The sequence below is a fragment of the Virgibacillus siamensis genome, assembly GCF_900162695.1.
Classification (GTDB): Bacteria; Bacillota; Bacilli; order Bacillales; family Amphibacillaceae; genus Lentibacillus; species Lentibacillus siamensis_A.
The window spans coordinates 1-15,728 of the sequence record NZ_FUIH01000007.1; the positions used below are offsets into that span (position 1 = coordinate 1).

18 protein-coding genes, 14 tRNA genes and 2 rRNA genes are annotated in these 15,728 nt (G+C 37.6%); 31 read left to right on the plus strand and 3 right to left on the minus strand.

Annotated features, from left to right (window positions below; all coding sequences use genetic code 11):
- The 20 genes from B1K71_RS03410 to B1K71_RS03510 all read left to right on the plus strand — a co-directional run.
- Positions 1–213, plus strand: a 23S ribosomal RNA gene (locus tag B1K71_RS03410); the annotation flags it as partial.
- Between the two features lie 140 nt (positions 214–353).
- Positions 354–469: ribosomal RNA gene (gene rrf, locus B1K71_RS03415) — 5S ribosomal RNA — on the plus strand.
- A 139-nt stretch (positions 470–608) separates the two neighbouring features.
- A tRNA-Asn gene (locus B1K71_RS03420) sits at positions 609–683 on the plus strand.
- A gap of 1 nt (position 684) precedes the next feature.
- A tRNA-Ser gene (locus B1K71_RS03425) sits at positions 685–776 on the plus strand.
- A gap of 15 nt (positions 777–791) precedes the next feature.
- Positions 792–866, plus strand: a tRNA-Glu gene (locus B1K71_RS03430).
- A gap of 9 nt (positions 867–875) precedes the next feature.
- Positions 876–951, plus strand: a tRNA-Val gene (locus B1K71_RS03435).
- Positions 952–965: 14 nt separating this feature from the next.
- A tRNA-Met gene (locus B1K71_RS03440) sits at positions 966–1,042 on the plus strand.
- A 22-nt stretch (positions 1,043–1,064) separates the two neighbouring features.
- Positions 1,065–1,141, plus strand: a tRNA-Asp gene (locus tag B1K71_RS03445).
- A 98-nt stretch (positions 1,142–1,239) separates the two neighbouring features.
- Positions 1,240–1,315 (plus strand) — tRNA-Phe (locus B1K71_RS03450).
- A gap of 7 nt (positions 1,316–1,322) precedes the next feature.
- Positions 1,323–1,407 (plus strand) — tRNA-Tyr (locus tag B1K71_RS03455).
- Between the two features lie 9 nt (positions 1,408–1,416).
- Positions 1,417–1,490: transfer RNA gene (locus tag B1K71_RS03460), tRNA-Trp, on the plus strand.
- Between the two features lie 13 nt (positions 1,491–1,503).
- Positions 1,504–1,579 (plus strand) — tRNA-His (locus B1K71_RS03465).
- A 16-nt stretch (positions 1,580–1,595) separates the two neighbouring features.
- Positions 1,596–1,667, plus strand: a tRNA-Gln gene (locus B1K71_RS03470).
- 8 nt (positions 1,668–1,675) lie between these two features.
- Positions 1,676–1,750, plus strand: a tRNA-Gly gene (locus B1K71_RS03475).
- A gap of 20 nt (positions 1,751–1,770) precedes the next feature.
- Positions 1,771–1,844 (plus strand) — tRNA-Cys (locus B1K71_RS03480).
- A 7-nt stretch (positions 1,845–1,851) separates the two neighbouring features.
- Positions 1,852–1,933: transfer RNA gene (locus B1K71_RS03485), tRNA-Leu, on the plus strand.
- 174 nt (positions 1,934–2,107) lie between these two features.
- Positions 2,108–3,097 (plus strand): tyrosine-type recombinase/integrase, encoded by a 990-nt coding sequence (locus B1K71_RS03490; protein WP_077324625.1) that lies wholly within the window; start codon positions 2,108–2,110, stop codon positions 3,095–3,097.
- A 1,250-nt stretch (positions 3,098–4,347) separates the two neighbouring features.
- The gene (locus B1K71_RS03500; RefSeq protein WP_077324627.1) at positions 4,348–4,893 is read left to right on the plus strand and encodes a GNAT family N-acetyltransferase; all 546 of its coding nucleotides are present in this window, start codon (positions 4,348–4,350) and stop codon (positions 4,891–4,893) included.
- Between the two features lie 111 nt (positions 4,894–5,004).
- Positions 5,005–5,400 carry an NUDIX hydrolase gene (locus B1K71_RS03505; protein ID WP_077324628.1) on the plus strand — a complete coding sequence of 132 codons (396 nt, stop codon included), beginning with the start codon at positions 5,005–5,007 and terminating at the stop codon, positions 5,398–5,400.
- Positions 5,401–5,530: 130 nt separating this feature from the next.
- On the plus strand, positions 5,531–5,935 hold the full coding sequence (locus B1K71_RS03510) for an HNH endonuclease (RefSeq protein ID WP_077324629.1): 405 nt from the start codon (positions 5,531–5,533) through the stop codon (positions 5,933–5,935).
- A 1,018-nt stretch (positions 5,936–6,953) separates the two neighbouring features.
- Here the strand turns inward: B1K71_RS03510 and B1K71_RS03515 are convergent.
- Positions 6,954–7,844: a tyrosine-type recombinase/integrase gene (locus B1K71_RS03515; RefSeq protein ID WP_077324630.1), complete on the minus strand. Its 891-nt coding sequence runs from the start codon at positions 7,842–7,844 to the stop codon at positions 6,954–6,956.
- Positions 7,845–8,259: 415 nt separating this feature from the next.
- Between B1K71_RS03515 and B1K71_RS03520 the strand changes: the two genes are divergently transcribed.
- From B1K71_RS03520 to B1K71_RS03550, 9 genes are all read left to right on the plus strand, one after another.
- The gene (locus B1K71_RS03520; protein ID WP_077324631.1) at positions 8,260–8,541 is read left to right on the plus strand and encodes a helix-turn-helix domain-containing protein; all 282 of its coding nucleotides are present in this window, start codon (positions 8,260–8,262) and stop codon (positions 8,539–8,541) included.
- Between the two features lie 3 nt (positions 8,542–8,544).
- Positions 8,545–8,958, plus strand: coding sequence for a phBC6A51 family helix-turn-helix protein (locus B1K71_RS03525; protein WP_077324632.1), 414 nt, complete (start codon positions 8,545–8,547; stop codon positions 8,956–8,958).
- A gap of 35 nt (positions 8,959–8,993) precedes the next feature.
- Positions 8,994–9,617 (plus strand): hypothetical protein, encoded by a 624-nt coding sequence (locus B1K71_RS03530; RefSeq protein ID WP_077324633.1) that lies wholly within the window; start codon positions 8,994–8,996, stop codon positions 9,615–9,617.
- A 188-nt stretch (positions 9,618–9,805) separates the two neighbouring features.
- A complete protein-coding gene (locus B1K71_RS03535) occupies positions 9,806–10,138 on the plus strand; it encodes a hypothetical protein (RefSeq protein WP_077324634.1) in 333 nt (110 codons plus the stop codon).
- Between the two features lie 29 nt (positions 10,139–10,167).
- Complete coding sequence (locus tag B1K71_RS03540) at positions 10,168–10,785, plus strand: hypothetical protein (protein ID WP_077324635.1); 618 nt, start codon at positions 10,168–10,170, stop codon at positions 10,783–10,785.
- 3 nt (positions 10,786–10,788) lie between these two features.
- Positions 10,789–10,953 carry a hypothetical protein gene (locus B1K71_RS19785; RefSeq protein WP_175631819.1) on the plus strand — a complete coding sequence of 55 codons (165 nt, stop codon included), beginning with the start codon at positions 10,789–10,791 and terminating at the stop codon, positions 10,951–10,953.
- Entirely contained in the window at positions 10,953–11,126 is a 174-nt protein-coding gene (locus tag B1K71_RS19790; protein ID WP_175631820.1) for a hypothetical protein, read from the plus strand. Before B1K71_RS19785 ends, B1K71_RS19790 begins: the two co-directional genes overlap by 1 nt.
- Positions 11,126–11,359 (plus strand): hypothetical protein, encoded by a 234-nt coding sequence (locus B1K71_RS03545; RefSeq protein ID WP_077324636.1) that lies wholly within the window; start codon positions 11,126–11,128, stop codon positions 11,357–11,359. Before B1K71_RS19790 ends, B1K71_RS03545 begins: the two co-directional genes overlap by 1 nt.
- A gap of 168 nt (positions 11,360–11,527) precedes the next feature.
- The gene (locus B1K71_RS03550; protein ID WP_077324637.1) at positions 11,528–11,734 is read left to right on the plus strand and encodes a hypothetical protein; all 207 of its coding nucleotides are present in this window, start codon (positions 11,528–11,530) and stop codon (positions 11,732–11,734) included.
- Between the two features lie 331 nt (positions 11,735–12,065).
- Here the strand turns inward: B1K71_RS03550 and B1K71_RS03555 are convergent, their stop codons facing one another.
- Positions 12,066–12,245, minus strand: coding sequence for a hypothetical protein (locus B1K71_RS03555; RefSeq protein WP_077324638.1), 180 nt, complete (start codon positions 12,243–12,245; stop codon positions 12,066–12,068).
- 1,062 nt (positions 12,246–13,307) lie between these two features.
- On the opposite strand from B1K71_RS03555, the gene B1K71_RS03560 reads away from it, so the two are divergent.
- Both B1K71_RS03560 and B1K71_RS03565 read left to right on the plus strand, forming a co-directional pair.
- The gene (locus B1K71_RS03560; RefSeq protein WP_077324639.1) at positions 13,308–13,655 is read left to right on the plus strand and encodes a hypothetical protein; all 348 of its coding nucleotides are present in this window, start codon (positions 13,308–13,310) and stop codon (positions 13,653–13,655) included.
- A gap of 188 nt (positions 13,656–13,843) precedes the next feature.
- Positions 13,844–14,500, plus strand: a complete 657-nt coding sequence (locus tag B1K71_RS03565) for a hypothetical protein (RefSeq protein WP_077324640.1) — start codon at positions 13,844–13,846, stop codon at positions 14,498–14,500.
- A 14-nt stretch (positions 14,501–14,514) separates the two neighbouring features.
- Here the strand turns inward: B1K71_RS03565 and B1K71_RS03570 are convergent, their stop codons facing one another.
- Positions 14,515–15,714, minus strand: a complete 1,200-nt coding sequence (locus B1K71_RS03570; protein ID WP_077324641.1) for a hypothetical protein — start codon at positions 15,712–15,714, stop codon at positions 14,515–14,517.
- Between the last annotated feature and the right edge of the window lie 14 nt (positions 15,715–15,728).

The window sequence follows — 15,728 nt, forward strand, 5'->3', positions numbered from 1 at the left end:
GTACCAGTTGTTCCGCCAGGAGCATGGCTGGGTAGCTACGTGTGGTCAGGATAAGTGCTGAAAGCATCTAAGCATGAAGCCCCCCTCAAGATGAGACTTCCCATCACTTCGAGTGAGTAAGATCCCTCAGAGACGATGAGGTTGATAGGTCCGAGGTGGAAGCGTGGTGACACGTGGAGCTGACGGATACTAATCGATCGAGGACTTAACTATATCTTTTGATGAACCGTTGCAAGTACGCTTATTCAGTTTTTGAGGTATAAAATTTTTAAAACCTCTTGCATTTCTTGTCGGAAATGCATATAATATATCTTGTCCTTCCAATTAGAAAGGACATGTTTCATGTCTGAAGGTCTGGTAGCAATAGCGGAGAGGTCACACCTGTTCCCATGCCGAACACAGTAGTTAAGCTCTCCAGCGCCGATGGTAGTTGGGGCTTTGCCCCTGCAAGAGTAGGACGCCGCCAGGCTTGATGATACATACATGGCTTAGCGCTGATTCATTTGAAAGACTTCAATAAAGGTCTCAAGGAAAATAGCCGCCAAGGTTGTCATGTAACAGATAATTATGTATAATTTATTGTTGCATCGGATTACTGTTTGCATTATTCCACAGTAGCTCAGCGGTAGAGCAATCGGCTGTTAACCGATCGGTCGCAGGTTCGATTCCTGCCTGTGGAGCCATGGAGAGCTGTCCGAGAGGCCGAAGGAGCACGATTGGAAATCGTGTAGACCGCTATCGCGGTCTCGAGGGTTCGAATCCCTCGCTCTCCGCCATTTTTATTCAGCATTGGCCCGTTGGTCAAGTGGTTAAGACACCGCCCTTTCACGGCGGTAACACGGGTTCGAATCCCGTACGGGTCACCACTATTATATGGAGGATTAGCTCAGCTGGGAGAGCACCTGCCTTACAAGCAGGGGGTCGCAGGTTCGAGCCCTGCATCCTCCACCATTTAACTTTCATATCGCGGGGTGGAGCAGTCTGGTAGCTCGTTGGGCTCATAACCCAAAGGTCGCAAGTTCAAATCTTGCCCCCGCAACCAATTTTACTTCAAATACATATCTGGTCCGGTAGTTCAGCTGGTTAGAATGCCTGCCTGTCACGCAGGAGGTCGCGGGTTCGAGTCCCGTCCGGACCGCCACTAATTATTTGACTCATTTACATATGAATAGCGTTGTTAAGGTATTTATTTAGTTCAGCAAGTACATGAATTATTATATGTTGCAAACATTCCATTAAGGCTCTGTAGCTCAGTCGGTAGAGCAAGGGACTGAAAATCCCTGTGTCGGCGGTTCGATTCCGTCCGGAGCCACCATTTATGTGGAGGGGTAGCGAAGTGGCTAAACGCGGCGGACTGTAAATCCGCTCCCTCTGGGTTCGGCAGTTCGAATCTGCCCCCCTCCACCATTTTTTTATAGGGGTATAGTTTAATGGTAAAACGAAGGTCTCCAAAACCTTTGATGTGGGTTCGATTCCTACTACCCCTGCCATAATTATATAATGGCGGTCGTGGCGAAGCGGTTAACGCACCGGATTGTGGCTCCGGCATACGTGGGTTCGATCCCCACCGGTCGCCCCATTTTTAATTTAATAATTGGGCCATAGCCAAGCGGTAAGGCATCGGGTTTTGATCCCGTGTATCCTAGGTTCGAATCCTAGTGGCCCAGCCTTTTCTGCGGAAGTAGTTCAGTGGTAGAACACCACCTTGCCAAGGTGGGGGTCGCGGGTTCGAATCCCGTCTTCCGCTCCATTTTAAGAGTAAGCGTTTTTGGCGGTATAGCCAAGTGGTAAGGCAGAGGTCTGCAAAACCTTTATCACCGGTTCAAATCCGGTTACCGCCTCCAAACACATGCCGGTGTGGCGGAATTGGCAGACGCGCACGACTCAAAATCGTGTTCCTTCGGGAGTGTCGGTTCGAACCCGACCACCGGTATCGATTTTCAAAGTTTAATAATCGGTAATTGAACGTGAATATACCGTCAAATCAACGTTTCTCCATTGTGGGGAAGCGTTTTTTTGTGTTTAAAATACGTTAGTTTTTAGTGTTTTCCTACCGTCTCTAATCGTGTGCGTTAATCGTGCGAATAGTTACGAAGGGGGGTAAGCTATGGCAAGACGTAAGAACAACTTAAATGACCGTGAATTATCTATCGTCAGAAAAAGTGATAAGTCGTATGCAGAAACGTTTAAAGAAGCGATTGATTTATTTGTGACTGATTGCGATTTACGTAATTTAAGACCGTTTACTATCCGTTATTATCAAAACGAACTACAAGCGTTTCTAAACCAATTAGAAGAACAAGGGATAGATATGAAAGAGTTAAAGCCCTATAACGTTACGGAAGAACATATCCAAGAAAATGTTATCCGTTACATGCGTATTTACAAAGGTACTAAGATTGTTTCAATCAATACCCGTTTACGTGGGCTACGTTCGTTCTTTAATTTCCTTCACAAGAAGAAGCACATTCCTAAAAATCCAATGGAGAATATAACGTTATTGAAAGATAGAAAACATGTAATTCCTACGTTCTCAAAAGAACAATTAAATATGTTGTTTAATCAACCCGATTTAACGACGTTTACGGGAGTTCGTGACTATACAATAATGATGGTTTTCCTTGAAACTGGAATACGTGTGAATGAACTTGTAGGGCTATCACTAGCTGATATTCAATGGGAAGATAGTCTATTGAGGATAAGGAACGCTAAGACGTATAGAGAACGTCTAGTACCCATTCAAAGCGAAATGAAGAAGCAATTAAAGAAGTATATCTCCATTAGGGGAGTAGTCGAAAGTGACGCTTTATTTGTAACCATTGACGGAACACCTTTGTTAAGAAGGTCAGTACAACAACGAATCGACATATACGGGGTGAAAGCCAAAATAAAAGATGTTCGTTGTAGTCCTCATACATTCCGCCATACGTTCGCAAAACTAAGCGTTCAACAAGGGGCTAATATCTTCGAATTGCAGACCATTCTAGGACATACAAGCATGGAAATAGTTAAGACCTATGTAAACCTATTCGGAAATGATGTAAGGGAAAGACATAAGGATTTTTCGCCGTTAAAGGTATTAAAGAAACGGAGGTAACGAAATTGAACAACCTTCCTAATATCGACAATATGACTACCGTAGAGGCTATCCATTGGTACACGGGGGAGGTTGCTAAAGTTACTAGCCGTAAAGCACGTATCAATGGAACTTATTCAGAGGAATATTTAAAGGCTTTGAATGAGTGGAAGCTACGCCTTAACAAAAGGTGTAAATTTGACCGTAAGCAAAGAATGTTTTAGTAAAAAAGAAAAAGCCACGCGGTGCAACGCGTGACCTCAAATCTTAGCTATAACTAAATACGGAAACCCGACTTAGCTACTTACATATATTAACGAAAAAAATTAGTATATGCAAGGCTTATTAAGTAATGCTTTTTTAGCAGCTATGCAGGTTTTCCCGTCGTGGAGTGCCGACTAATACGACGATAATATAACCTTGAAAGGTTCGCCCTGCCGACGCAATAACAAGGGCTAGGACACGCTTTAACGTTCCCTATTGCGTTTTGTGTCCGAAGGGTGAAAAGCTACCCCTAAGTGCTGAACGAAGGAAGGGTAGACCGTTTACGGACGGTGTAGGACAAGCCACAACTAACATAGAATCCATTTCTAGTCCCACAATAAAAGGGTGTCGAATTAGCTAACTGAAAAGCCAAAGCGTAAGGTTAGGGACTATGTGAACCTGCTAGGGCTACTTGTTGCAGTAGGCTTGTTAAGGAGAAATCTTTTCGTTAATAGGGATACACTGCGGACACCTCAATAATTCCCGACGGATGTTGTCCAAGTATAACGACTATTCTTATAGCAGATTATTTTTTAAAAATCTCGTTATAAGGTAGTCGTTACTATGCCTTACGTATTCCTAAACTAGCCCTCAAGATGTTGCCAAAGATAAATACCAAATGCAAGTCTAAGGACGAAAATAATCATTAAAAAAAGGATTAGATACAATATGGATAACCGCCAAGCGTTAGGATATATGTTACTAGCTTGTAAAAACATTCGATTTGATAAAGAAACTTAAAGGGCTATGTATTTCCAATTCGATATGAAAACGGAGGAAGAAGCCGAGGAAATAGGACATTATTGGTATAACGAATTACTAAAATAATAATAATTTCAGTTCGTAAATACTTCAAGTAAGACCTAGATAATTGGTTTTTTATGTTAAAATGATAATGAAATATTACAAAGTTTATAAATGGGTGCACCTACACTAAAGTGGCAGGAAAGTGCAACAAGAATAGTATAAGATGGTTACATATAGAAACAAAGAAGGGGTGAATGATTATGATGGTCAGTCCAAAAGAGTTTTTTCAAAAAGATTTGAGATATATTATTAGGTCTGCGGTAGAAGCGGATGGAGAAAATCTATCTGATGTAAGGGTACAAATAGATGGTGAAACAGAAAATATGGATAGAGAAAAAGGTGAAGCGTTTATTGATGAAGTAAGTTTTAAACAGCTTATCAAAGAAGATGCAGAAAGTCCTCATAATCTTTTTTTGGTTTGTGAAGTGAATGGAAGAATTGTTGGTTTTTCAAGGTGTGAAGGGAACCATTTGAAAAGGTTGTCGCATAAAGTTGAGTTTGGTGTTTGTGTACTAAAGGATTTCTGGGGATATGGCATTGGAACAAACTTGTTAAAAGAAACAACTAAATGGGCTGATACAAAAGGAATCAAAAAGATTATATTGAATGTACTTGAAACGAATGGAAATGCAATAAAGCTTTATAAAAAATATGGATTTGAAATAGAAGGAATACTAAAGAATGACAAACTATTGTCGGATGGGAACTATTATAACACCGTAGTAATGGGAAGGTTTAACGGATAAACTCCCTTATTTAACATAAGGGTGTGAATGCTGAACGAGGTTTTTGACTTTCTTTTTTTGAATTAAAGTAGCAGAATTCTTCAATAAGATTTAATGATAAGGGGTTAGGTAATGCGAGATAGAGGTTCGGTAGTAATAGTAGATAATAAAAAGGTTGGACTAATTCAAAGAATTAGAGATGGTTATACTTATTATGTTTTTCCTGGTGGAGGAATAGAGGGTGATGAAACACCAGAAGAAGGTGCAAAAAGAGAAGCCCTTGAAGAATTGGGAGTAGAAGTAAAGGTTAATGAGTGCATAGCAAAAGTTGAATTTAGTGGAACGCAATATTTTTACTTATCCGAAATTGTAGAAGGAACATTTGGAACTGGGCAAGGCGAAGAGTACACCAACGAAAAGAGAGATAGAGGAACATATTTGCCAATGTGGATAGATATAGATAAGTTATCGTCTATTGATGTTAAACCGAGAGAAGTCGCTTTAAAAATTCAATCATTATTCAATTAAGGCAGGACATAGTATTTTTTTGAACACTTTCATGGGGTGTTCTTTTTATTTGCTAAACAAATATCGTAAACTTGGCAAGTTGAATAATACAAATTGAAATATAGTTCCTATCAAGGGAGGATTACATAGTATGAAAGGTGAAGTTTATCGAAGTGGTGAATCTATTTATATAAATAAACCCAAAGCAAACAAACTAGCATACACTGAATACAATGAAGAATTATTCAATATTTTAAAGTCTTATACTTGGACGGTTAAAGGGGAATATCTCTATTCTAACAAGCTAAAGAAATACCTTCATAGATATGTGATGGAATTCTATTATGGCAAAGAAGCAATAGACGAAGCAAATAAAAAGAACTTTGTTGTTGACCATATAGACAATAACGGTTTCAATTGTCGAGTAAGTAATTTATGTTTTATCCCTAACAACTTGAATAAGGCTAAAGGATTAACTTTCGACAAAAGAAGAATCGAAATGAAAGAGGACATGACCTTAACTTTCTATAAAGACTTCAGTACGGGACAATTCTAGATAACAATCGCTTTCCATAAAGAGTATTTTTACATTGTTAACGATAAAGCTATTCAAGTTGATAAAGCTTATTTTGTTTATGAGGATGACTTTGAACTTGTATTAAATGATTCAGGGAAAATTCTACAACAAGTAAATAAAAACGGGGAGTTCGACGAAAATAAGTTAAGTTGTAAAAAAATGCTATATCACCCCTCAACCTATATTAAGCTAACACCCGAGGAAAAGGGAAGCCCTATAATCGAAAGGGATGGAAAGCAATATATAATTCTAAATGAACATACCCGTTTAGGAGAAATCCCACCTGATAAAAATTTATATGATGAGGACAAAATATAAAAATGATTGATAATTTTAAGGGGGACGTTTTAGAAAAACTGATATGAGATGTTTCTAATGTTATTAGTCACAAATACCACTTGTTTTGAAGAGGTATTTAAAGAAAGGAAGTAATTTCCTACAAGTGTTATGACCCTTTGTCACAAAGATTTAACAATCGCTATAACCGTTGGCGGACAAGGGGTTCAGCCGTTTTGAAGAAAGTGCATAGAAATTTTTTCAATTCAGCACTTGTATTTTAGCCCAATACAATGCCTATATAATAGAAACATACGATAACTTACAAAGTTAAAGTTAATCGTTGTTAAAACAAATCGCGTTAGCGATTCGGCGAAGCCGATAAGGGTTTAAGGCGAAGTATATTCTTTTGTAAAGAATCAAAAGAGATTACGCCTTCGGCGTGTTACTCACTTCGTTCGTAACTGAATATATACAAAAATAGATATTAAATAATTATTGTTTACAATATAAAAGAATAAGACGGGTTATCCCGTTTTATATAGTCAAGTGTTCAAAGCCTTCGCCACAAGCCCCATGCCCCACATGGAAACGGAGGGGGCTAACACTTTTAATTACTTCTTGTTTATGTCTTTATGTGAGTGTTTACATGGTATTATTTCTCCTTTCAAAGACGAAGAAACCCCCGTTTCCTTAATTGGATTCGGGGGCTTTTTTATGTCTAATAATCTAGTTTGTTAACGGAATCTAATAGGTTTTCTTGTGATGATTTTACATAACGGGCAGTCATTAAAGTATTAGGCGTTCCGTCGTTCCTCATGTGTCCAAGCAGGACGGCGACTTCTTCAATAGAAACCCCTTTATTAACTAGCGACTTAGCGAAAGTGTGTCTTAGCATGTGGGCGTGTAGCTTTTCTATTGTAACCTTTCCTTTTGAATCAGATACACTGTTGAACTTTGCTAATAGATGATTAACGGCACGGGTTGTCATTTTGTCGCTTCGGTTTGTATCAAATAAATAGCTTCCCTTCGGCGTGTATCCTTCTTTATATGCTTTTAAATCCTTGTATAGACTATCGTTAATAGGAACTTCGCGGAATAAACCGTCTTTACCGTTTCGAACTCTTATAAAGCGTTTATTTAAAACAACGTCTTTAGATTCTAGGTTCGTTAATTCCTCAACACGTAAGCCCGTATAAAGTAGCGTAGTTATTACCGTATATTCTCTTAACTTCGGGCGTTTACGGTCTAAGAACTCTTTATAAGCCGAACGTAAAAGTAAATCAGTTTGTTCACCAGATAACCACTTCACGGACGTATTAACTTCGCGTTTCATTTTAACTTGCTTCGTAATATCTTCCTTCATGTGTCCATTAGCTTCTAACCATTTAAAGAACACCTTTAGGCGTTTAACATGCGTGTTAATCGTTCCTACGGTTCTTCCTTCGTCTACTAATTTCTTTTGGTACTTTGCAATATCACGAGGGATTAAAGCCTTTATATCGCTTCCTACGGTTTCTAGGAAGTCGTTAATCGTTGCCTTATGTCCTCTAATTGTATTGTGACTTTTATTTTCCGATTCTAAGTATTTCAGGTATGTATTTACTAGCATTAAGACAATTCCTTTCAGTCATTTAATAATTTTATTATATGTGGGAATCAGACGAAAATCAACTAATAGAATTTTTGTCACAATATCTCTAATAAAACCACAACTATAACTAAGGACGTATAAACGTTCACATTTAAGACAAGTTTTATAAAAAAATTTTCTCCTCACACTTGTATTTTAGCCCGTTACAAAGCTAATAGAGTGAGGAAAAGAAATCACCTTTTCCTACGGATACTAATTTTTTCTGCGAAGTGTTTAGACCGATTAACATTGTCATTTTGTGTTTCTTTGGAACGGATATAAAACGGAGGTTGAGAGAGTGGGCGTTTTTAACACCTTCCTTCGTTTTTCGTCCATTCTCTTTTTTTACTCTAAGTTGCACAAAGTAACACATTTAATAAACGGGAGGTATTGTATGAAAACAAATCAAGTTGACGGTGCGTTAACTATGGATAGCAACATGGTTATTCGAGGAAAAACAATTAAGGTTCTAAGAACAATTAAAAACCAAACATTAACGGACATGAGGAAAGCTACGGATTTAAATATCTCAATGCTTTCAGCTATGGAGAATGAGAAGCGTTCCCTATCAGCTAGAAACCAAATAAAACTATCAAGGTATCTAGTCCGTGATTTACGATACACGGCGGACGAAATTATCGTAATTCAAGCATTCATAAACAATAAGGAGGTTTAAAACATGGCTAAAAATTATCGCGAGTTATCGCCTAAAGACATTGAAGAACTGACCGAGATTTACCAACGGAGATTCCAGGGCGAAACAATTGTCTCTATTTGTAAAGAACTAGGCGTTGACCGTCGGACATATTACCGAAAGAAGGAACACCCACAATGGAAGAAAATCGAAAAGGAACTAACCGACAAGCTAATTGATAACGCCTATGACGAAATCATGCAGACGGTAGTACAAAAGGCGATTGGCGGTTCTCATAACTTCGCAAAGCTATACATGGACGTTACCGGCAAGATTAAGTTAACCCGTGAAGTTCGCGAGGACTACGAGAATAGACGCAATGCAGGTTCAACGTCGCCTATGGACTTAGAACAACTTAGGGCATTAGTTGAACAAGATAAAATTCGTAGAATTAAGTAATTTAACATTCAAGTTTTGAAAGGGGAAATTTTATTATGAAAACAATCAAGAAAGTCGAGAAGTTAATCGACAAGGGAGAAGCAAGAAAGCAAAAACTAGTTAGTAAAATTGAGGATTTAAAACAAGAAGAAAAGGCATTGTATGAAGCCGTTCAAGATGATTTTAATTTAGCAATTATTGAGGATAAAGAACCTTCTAAGAAGTTAAGCAGCGACCTTGAAAAAGTTCGTCAAGAACTAAAAGAAAAGCAATTCCAGTTAAGCCAAATTGACGCGGTTGTTCAAAAGGAACTAGAGAAGGCGAAAGCCGAAGTCGAGGAAGAACGCCGAGAGTATGAAGCCGAGAAACGCGAGGAATTCCGTAAGCTATTCGACGAGATTAACGAAGCTAAATTAGAGTTCCTTAACAAGTTAATCGAGTATCGTAACAAACACCGCGAGTATTCAAGCGAACACGTTAGAACGTTTAAGGATATTCACGAACGCGTAGGCTTGCGTATGCCAGACCCTAGAGAACATAACAAGATTTTCTTACAACAACGACACCAAATTTCAGACCGTTATAGCCCTATGGTTTACATGGACGAGTTACGCGGGGCATTGGTTGACGGTAAACTACCGTTTGCAACTGAAAAGAACAAAGAAGCATTTAAAAAGTAATTCACTCACTTAAATTTGTATTAAAAAAGACACTTCAACGGCGGGGCGTTCGATTGTCCCGTCGTTAATATTTGAATACTTGACTATATAAAATGGGGGCATTTTCAAATGAGTAAGGTAGACATATCGTTATGGGTTCTATTCATTTTCACGGCATTTCAAAACATCATGTAGGGGGCTATTAAATTATGAGTGTAACAAAAAGGAAGAAAGAAAAAGCATATAACGAAATATCCGAGGAACTACGTTTTGCAATCCTAGTAGACTATGAACAAGGTACTAAGTGGAGAGACATAGCAGAATTTCACGAAGTAGATTATAGAATCGTCGAATCAGTATGCAGGAAAAGACAATTCGAGGAACGAGAAGCACAAGAACGTAAAGAAGGCGAACGAGGTACAAAGACTATTCGTTACTTCAAGGGCGAAAGGTTAAGTGATGGGAAGCCGTCACCTATAAAGAAATATAACCTTAAAGACTTGACCGAAGCAGAGAAAAAGGAACTAGGATTCTTGAATTAAGTTATCAAAAATAGGGGGCAATTTTAATCATGGCACTAATCGTTAAACACAATCAGAAAATAATCGCATATTCACACGAAGGAAAGGTACGCGGGAGACTTTGCAACAAATGTTATAGCATGAAAAGAATTGACGCGTTCCACGATAACCCTAGAGGGTTTGAGGGGAAACATTCTACTTGTAAAACTTGTCAAGGGGTATATTCGAAGGAGAACCAAAAGAAGAACGAATACATTCATTCTAAGCTATATAACTACCGACAAAAGGCGTTAGAAAATGGACTACCTTCCGTTAACTCTATCGAGATTATGGAGAAGGCAAAGGACGAACAACGCGGAGAATGTGTACTAACTGGAAGTAAAGACAACCTATCTACCGACCATTTCACACCGTTAAAATGGGGTACGGGAATGGGCGACACTTACGAGAATATTATCTATATGGATAGATGGTTAAACACTTCTAAGGGCAATAGAAACCCCTTTTCGTGGATTAAGAATCAACCTAAAGAGATTCAAGACCGATTCTATTATATTCTTGTTCCAATGCTTGCAGACCGTAACGGAATGACACCGAGAGAGTTTAAAGAGTATGTAAACGAATGTTATGCAGAATACGAAGCTAACAAGGACTATAAGGAGGTTTAAACCGTGGAAGATAATAAATTATACGTAGAAGCCTTATTAAAAGGTAAGGAAGTTAGGAACATGAAATCCGAGATTGTAGAAATTTTCAAAAACCATTTAGAAAACGTTAATGATATTGAACTATTAAAAGCCGTTAAACAATACATGCTAAAAGGAGAGGTTAAGTAATGGAAAAGGTTACATTTTACGTTCACAAGGATTCTAACAAGATTGTATCTAAAGTTTGTGGGGGTTGCGGGGCTATTAAACTAGTAGACGACTTTCCAACGTTTGAAGAAGGTAAAAAGAAAATGAACTTTTCATCTAATTGTATTGAATGTGAGAAAGGGGAACAAGAATAATGACACGTAAACTAACACCTTATGAACTAATGGCTATGGGATACGATAAGACCGAAAAAGAGACATTAGAGGACGGCGGACAAGAAGCCGAGGTAATCAAGAAGGATAACAAGGAAGAACGACCGTTATCAGCTATTGAAATGTTAATGGCGGGCTATAATCCCGATTCTACGCAAAAGGAAAAGGAAGTAACCGTTAATCCTAACGAAATTGAAAAGGAAGGCGATAAGTAGGGTTAAGGAATTCAAATAGAAGCCCCAGACGGAAAGCAAACACTAACAAGAAGTCTAACGGCTTATAAGCCTTCCACGGCTAAACAAATGGTAGACGCACATAATAAACGAACTAGAGGGACGGCAAAATAAAGCCGTTCTTCTCTTTTGTCAAAAGGAGGATTAAAAATGCCAAGTAAAGCATATTACGAATTACTACACATGCTAGACCCCGAAGAATTAGCAAAAGGGAATCGACTTCATATCGAAATTGCTAAACGAATGGCGGGCGAACTTAAAGGGGAAATATATTGGAAACACCCCGACGAAAAGCCCTTCCGTGAAATGACAAGAGAAGAACAAATAGAAGCATTAAGAAAAATAGTTCGGGATTAAACTTCCCGTTCTTTTTTACATACTAGGCTTACGAGTTAGCCGTTACGTTTTTGCGTTATACGGCGATAGGGGATATTTAGGGAAATTGATAATATTATTACAAGACGGAGGACATTACGTTCCTTCGTCTCTTTTTTTTATATACATGTAGCTTATGCTAGTAACATGTTTGAGAGAAGCCCTACAACGAAGTGAAACATTCTTTATCGACCAATTACCCATCTAACTTCGTCGGAGAACGCCTTATTTAATTTCCCTTATATTTAGTCTTTATATACTATGGTTATTTTCGTTTGTGCCGTTCCTTCTCGTTCTTCAGCTTCTTCTAGTTCTACATCAAAAGATACCATTGTTCCTTCCATGTAGCCTTTATAACTTCGTCTACTAAATTTGTATCACATACGATACTTCCACGTTTTGTTAAAATATTGGCGTAGTGTTGGGCTTTTGTTGGTGTGGAATTTGCAAATTTAAGGACTTCTTCTTCCGTCATATAACGTAACTTTGTCATTATTTAACCCCTCCAATTCTTTTATTTTATTATATCAAAAATTCGGCTGGTACGTTTATCAACCTTTTGTAAAGATAGATACTTTTAGATAAGGGTTAGATAAGGATAGATTACCGTTAATAATGCACCTTGTTAATGCAGGACGGTTGGTTTAGTAAAGAGTATGACGAATAGTAAAATACAAATAACGTCCCATACGTACACACCCCTAATTATCTTTATTTGTGTCTATACCCCTTTTCCTTCCAGTAACGGCGGGTGTTTAACGTATATTCCCCGTATGTATTGTATATGGGTAGTGGGACAAATAACGCCCCTCATAGCGTAGCATACACCGTCAATTATTCTACAAGATACTAAGCTAATCCCTTATACGATTTTCGTCTTATTCCGTGGGGAATCGGACGAATATAACGCGTTAGATAATAAGACTAAACGAAAGACCAAGGATTAAAGACTATTGATTCCCTTTTTCTTTCGTCTGATTCCTCTTAACCCTTCGTACTTCCGTAACGTGATTCCTTATCGTTCACAATCAATGTGGGTTTACGTATATATTAACGTTCTAAGCGTTTGATAACGTATAGACCTACACGCCTAACCAATCTTCTAACGGCTTGCTACGTGCTTTCTATGGCTTCTCATAACGTCCTATATAAAGTGTATATGTACGAAAAGAGAAGGGGCGGGGGAACGGGGGACGCACACCCTAGCAATCCCACACCCCGCATGATTTACGTATATATTCTAAAAACCCCTTCCCGTGTCCTAATTCGATAAATTACCGATTCTACAAAATATAAATTTTCATAAAAAATTAGGGTGTTTTGTGCCTTCGTTAATTCCTTCAATCATCATTTACGGTTATTCAAACATGGCTATCCGTTACTTCCGAAAAATATACTTCTCCAAAAAATTAAGGGCTTTTGTGTCACAAGATAGCCCCGACTTTTCCAAAAAGATATTAGAAACATGTCACAAATTAAGTTCATTTACCACAACTATAAGTAGTCATCTTGTAAAAGTAAATTTAGCAGCTATACATCAAAAGGAGGAATTACAATGACTAGAATTATCGAACAATATACGGCAAAGGAAATAATGAGTAGTGAGAGGTTGCAACACTTAGCAAAAGAAGAAATGCTTCAAAGGGTTAAGGTATTGTATAAGGTAAAAGAAATACTAAGTTTTCCGCGTGACGGGTATATCAATATTTCTAATGTTGCCGAATTTTACGAAGTTGAAGAATCGAAGGTATCCAGCTTGTTAGGGATTGCGGAAGAACTCGAAGGGGAACTTAACTTACTTGTTTCTAAAATGGATATGTTAAATGTAGGGTTCTTGCTAAATGAATCAGTAGTAGCCCAAGAGTTAAGAAATCAAGTAGTAAACATTCGGGACGCGGTTTAAAGCCGTTGTCCCCTTTTTTATAACCTATTCCATATTCTTATTGTTAATAGATGAAGTAATAAACGTATAACACGTATGTTATCCCCGTTTTGTTCTTCGTTTTATATATTCGAGATTATTGCACGGTTTCGCACACATAAATTAAAAAAATCTAAGAAAATATCATTTATTTGTAGGAGGTTAAAACAATGCAAACAATAACGGAAGTGAATCCCGACCAAGTACATTTAATTGCAAAGAGAGAACGTATAGAAAGGGTGTACGGTAGGGGGACGCGGTACTATATCATAGCCTTAGAAGAAGCCTGGGGCGAATACTTAGACCTTTACGAGAAGGAAGGGAAGGACGCTTTTCGTATAATGTACGATAATCCTAGTATGTATTATCTTGTAGGGAAGAAGATAGACAAGTTCACTAAGGCGTGGAGAAGGAAGGGTTTAACTCGTGAGGACTTCTATTCTATCTTTTGGGAAACGGCATGGAAAATAACCGAAGCACATACTTTTAGGGACGATTATTTCCTTTATGAAAAGATTCCCCAAGCACTAGATAGTGCGGGAATTGATTTTGTGCGTGCTTGTCTTAATACCGATAAAAGGAAGGCGAACTATGATACGGTTAGTTATAAAGATACTAGTTCGTTCAGATTCGAAGGAGAAGTAGAAACAATGTTAATGATAGACCAATGTTGTAATGGAATAGAACGTGCGGTATTGACGACTTACTTAGAGTGTCCTAATCTTTCGTACACCGAAATAGGGCGAATACACGGGATAAATCATCATCAAAAAGTTAAAAGGTTAATTGATAGTGCATTGAACAAAATAAAAAAAAGCCCATTATAAAATGGACTAGTAAGCTATTTAGAAGATGTATCAAAAACCCTAACTTCAATTCTATGGTTAGCGAAGCCGTACTTCTCAACGGGTTCTATAAACTTTTGGGTGTTTTGATTATAGTTCTCCTTCATTTTATTTCTAATGTAATCTTGTGGAATTTCATCTACCGCCTTAATTTCTTCAATTTCGGTAGCTGGTTGTAATTCTTGTATTGTTTTTTCTATTCTTGCTTCGGCTTCTTCCCGTTCTTGTGCCGAAGTAGTGGATTCCTCTAATAATTGCCGTGAGTTTACGGACACGGATAATATAGTTATTAAAGGTACTACTATTGTTAATCCGATATGGAAAATTGCTTCATAAGGGCTATTATGGGATATACTCTTTAAGTCTAGGAATTTACTAGGGTCATGTTTAGTCTTGTTAATGAAGCTATCACATAGTATTTGAACCTTTTTGTTTTCGGGTGAATAGATACCGATTATCGGACGCTTTAAGGATTCAAATTTAGTGAAAAAGTCGTTAAAGTAATCAATTTCTAACTTTTGATACGTGGTATTCTTAAAGTTAGTGAAATCATTTTCTTCAATACTTTCCATTAGAATATCAAGCGAAGGCTTGTCCTTCTCAAAACTAACAAAAGAAGCAATAGTTTTACTTGTAAGTTCCTTTGTAGCTTTTCTAAAGTTTTCTTTATTTCTTTCATCAATTGCCGTTTCCTTTACTATTTCAAAAGCAAGGCTTTCAATATCTTCAATTACTTCATTATATGGAAGCCCATTTTTTACATTAGTGTAGTATTTAATTAGGTTGTTTTTATCAAGCCTACTAAACTGGTAATGATACAATAATTCGTTAATCCCTCTAAAATAAGCAAACGTTAGCCTTATCTTTGTAATCTCTTCATCGGGGAACATTGAAATTGGGTCAAGTAAGTGATAGAAGGTCTTTACGTCTGCTGATTTCGTGAGGTCTAAAAGCCCAATGTTTTGATAGGAGTTATTTATTTCAAATGATTCATTAAATATAATTATGTTCTTTGGTGAAATACCATGTTTTAAAGCAAGGCTTATAGTATTCATTAACTCATTTTTATAGTAATGCTTAGTTAATTGTGAAATGAAATCGGATATTTGCCATGAAGTTAGTAAGTCATCTTCCGTCCTTTTAAATTTAACTTCTAACTTCTTTGTAGTGTTTTTGTATTCTTCTTCGTTAAACAAAAATAACCCTCCTA

Bases quoted from the DNA above. Each gene is read 5' to 3' on its own strand.
- B1K71_RS03490 (WP_077324625.1), top strand. From the start codon at position 2,108: ATGGCAAGACGTAAGAACAACTTAAATGACCGTGAATTATCTATCGTC.
- B1K71_RS03500 (WP_077324627.1), top strand. From the start codon at position 4,348: ATGATGGTCAGTCCAAAAGAGTTTTTTCAAAAAGATTTGAGATATATT.
- B1K71_RS03505 (WP_077324628.1), top strand. From the start codon at position 5,005: ATGCGAGATAGAGGTTCGGTAGTAATAGTAGATAATAAAAAGGTTGGA.
- B1K71_RS03510 (WP_077324629.1), top strand. From the start codon at position 5,531: ATGAAAGGTGAAGTTTATCGAAGTGGTGAATCTATTTATATAAATAAA.
- B1K71_RS03515 (WP_077324630.1), bottom strand. From the start codon at position 7,844: ATGCTAGTAAATACATACCTGAAATACTTAGAATCGGAAAATAAAAGT.
- B1K71_RS03520 (WP_077324631.1), top strand. From the start codon at position 8,260: ATGAAAACAAATCAAGTTGACGGTGCGTTAACTATGGATAGCAACATG.
- B1K71_RS03525 (WP_077324632.1), top strand. From the start codon at position 8,545: ATGGCTAAAAATTATCGCGAGTTATCGCCTAAAGACATTGAAGAACTG.
- B1K71_RS03530 (WP_077324633.1), top strand. From the start codon at position 8,994: ATGAAAACAATCAAGAAAGTCGAGAAGTTAATCGACAAGGGAGAAGCA.
- B1K71_RS03535 (WP_077324634.1), top strand. From the start codon at position 9,806: ATGAGTGTAACAAAAAGGAAGAAAGAAAAAGCATATAACGAAATATCC.
- B1K71_RS03540 (WP_077324635.1), top strand. From the start codon at position 10,168: ATGGCACTAATCGTTAAACACAATCAGAAAATAATCGCATATTCACAC.
- B1K71_RS19790 (WP_175631820.1), top strand. From the start codon at position 10,953: ATGGAAAAGGTTACATTTTACGTTCACAAGGATTCTAACAAGATTGTA.
- B1K71_RS03545 (WP_077324636.1), top strand. From the start codon at position 11,126: ATGACACGTAAACTAACACCTTATGAACTAATGGCTATGGGATACGAT.
- B1K71_RS03550 (WP_077324637.1), top strand. From the start codon at position 11,528: ATGCCAAGTAAAGCATATTACGAATTACTACACATGCTAGACCCCGAA.
- B1K71_RS03555 (WP_077324638.1), bottom strand. From the start codon at position 12,245: ATGACAAAGTTACGTTATATGACGGAAGAAGAAGTCCTTAAATTTGCA.
- B1K71_RS03560 (WP_077324639.1), top strand. From the start codon at position 13,308: ATGACTAGAATTATCGAACAATATACGGCAAAGGAAATAATGAGTAGT.
- B1K71_RS03565 (WP_077324640.1), top strand. From the start codon at position 13,844: ATGCAAACAATAACGGAAGTGAATCCCGACCAAGTACATTTAATTGCA.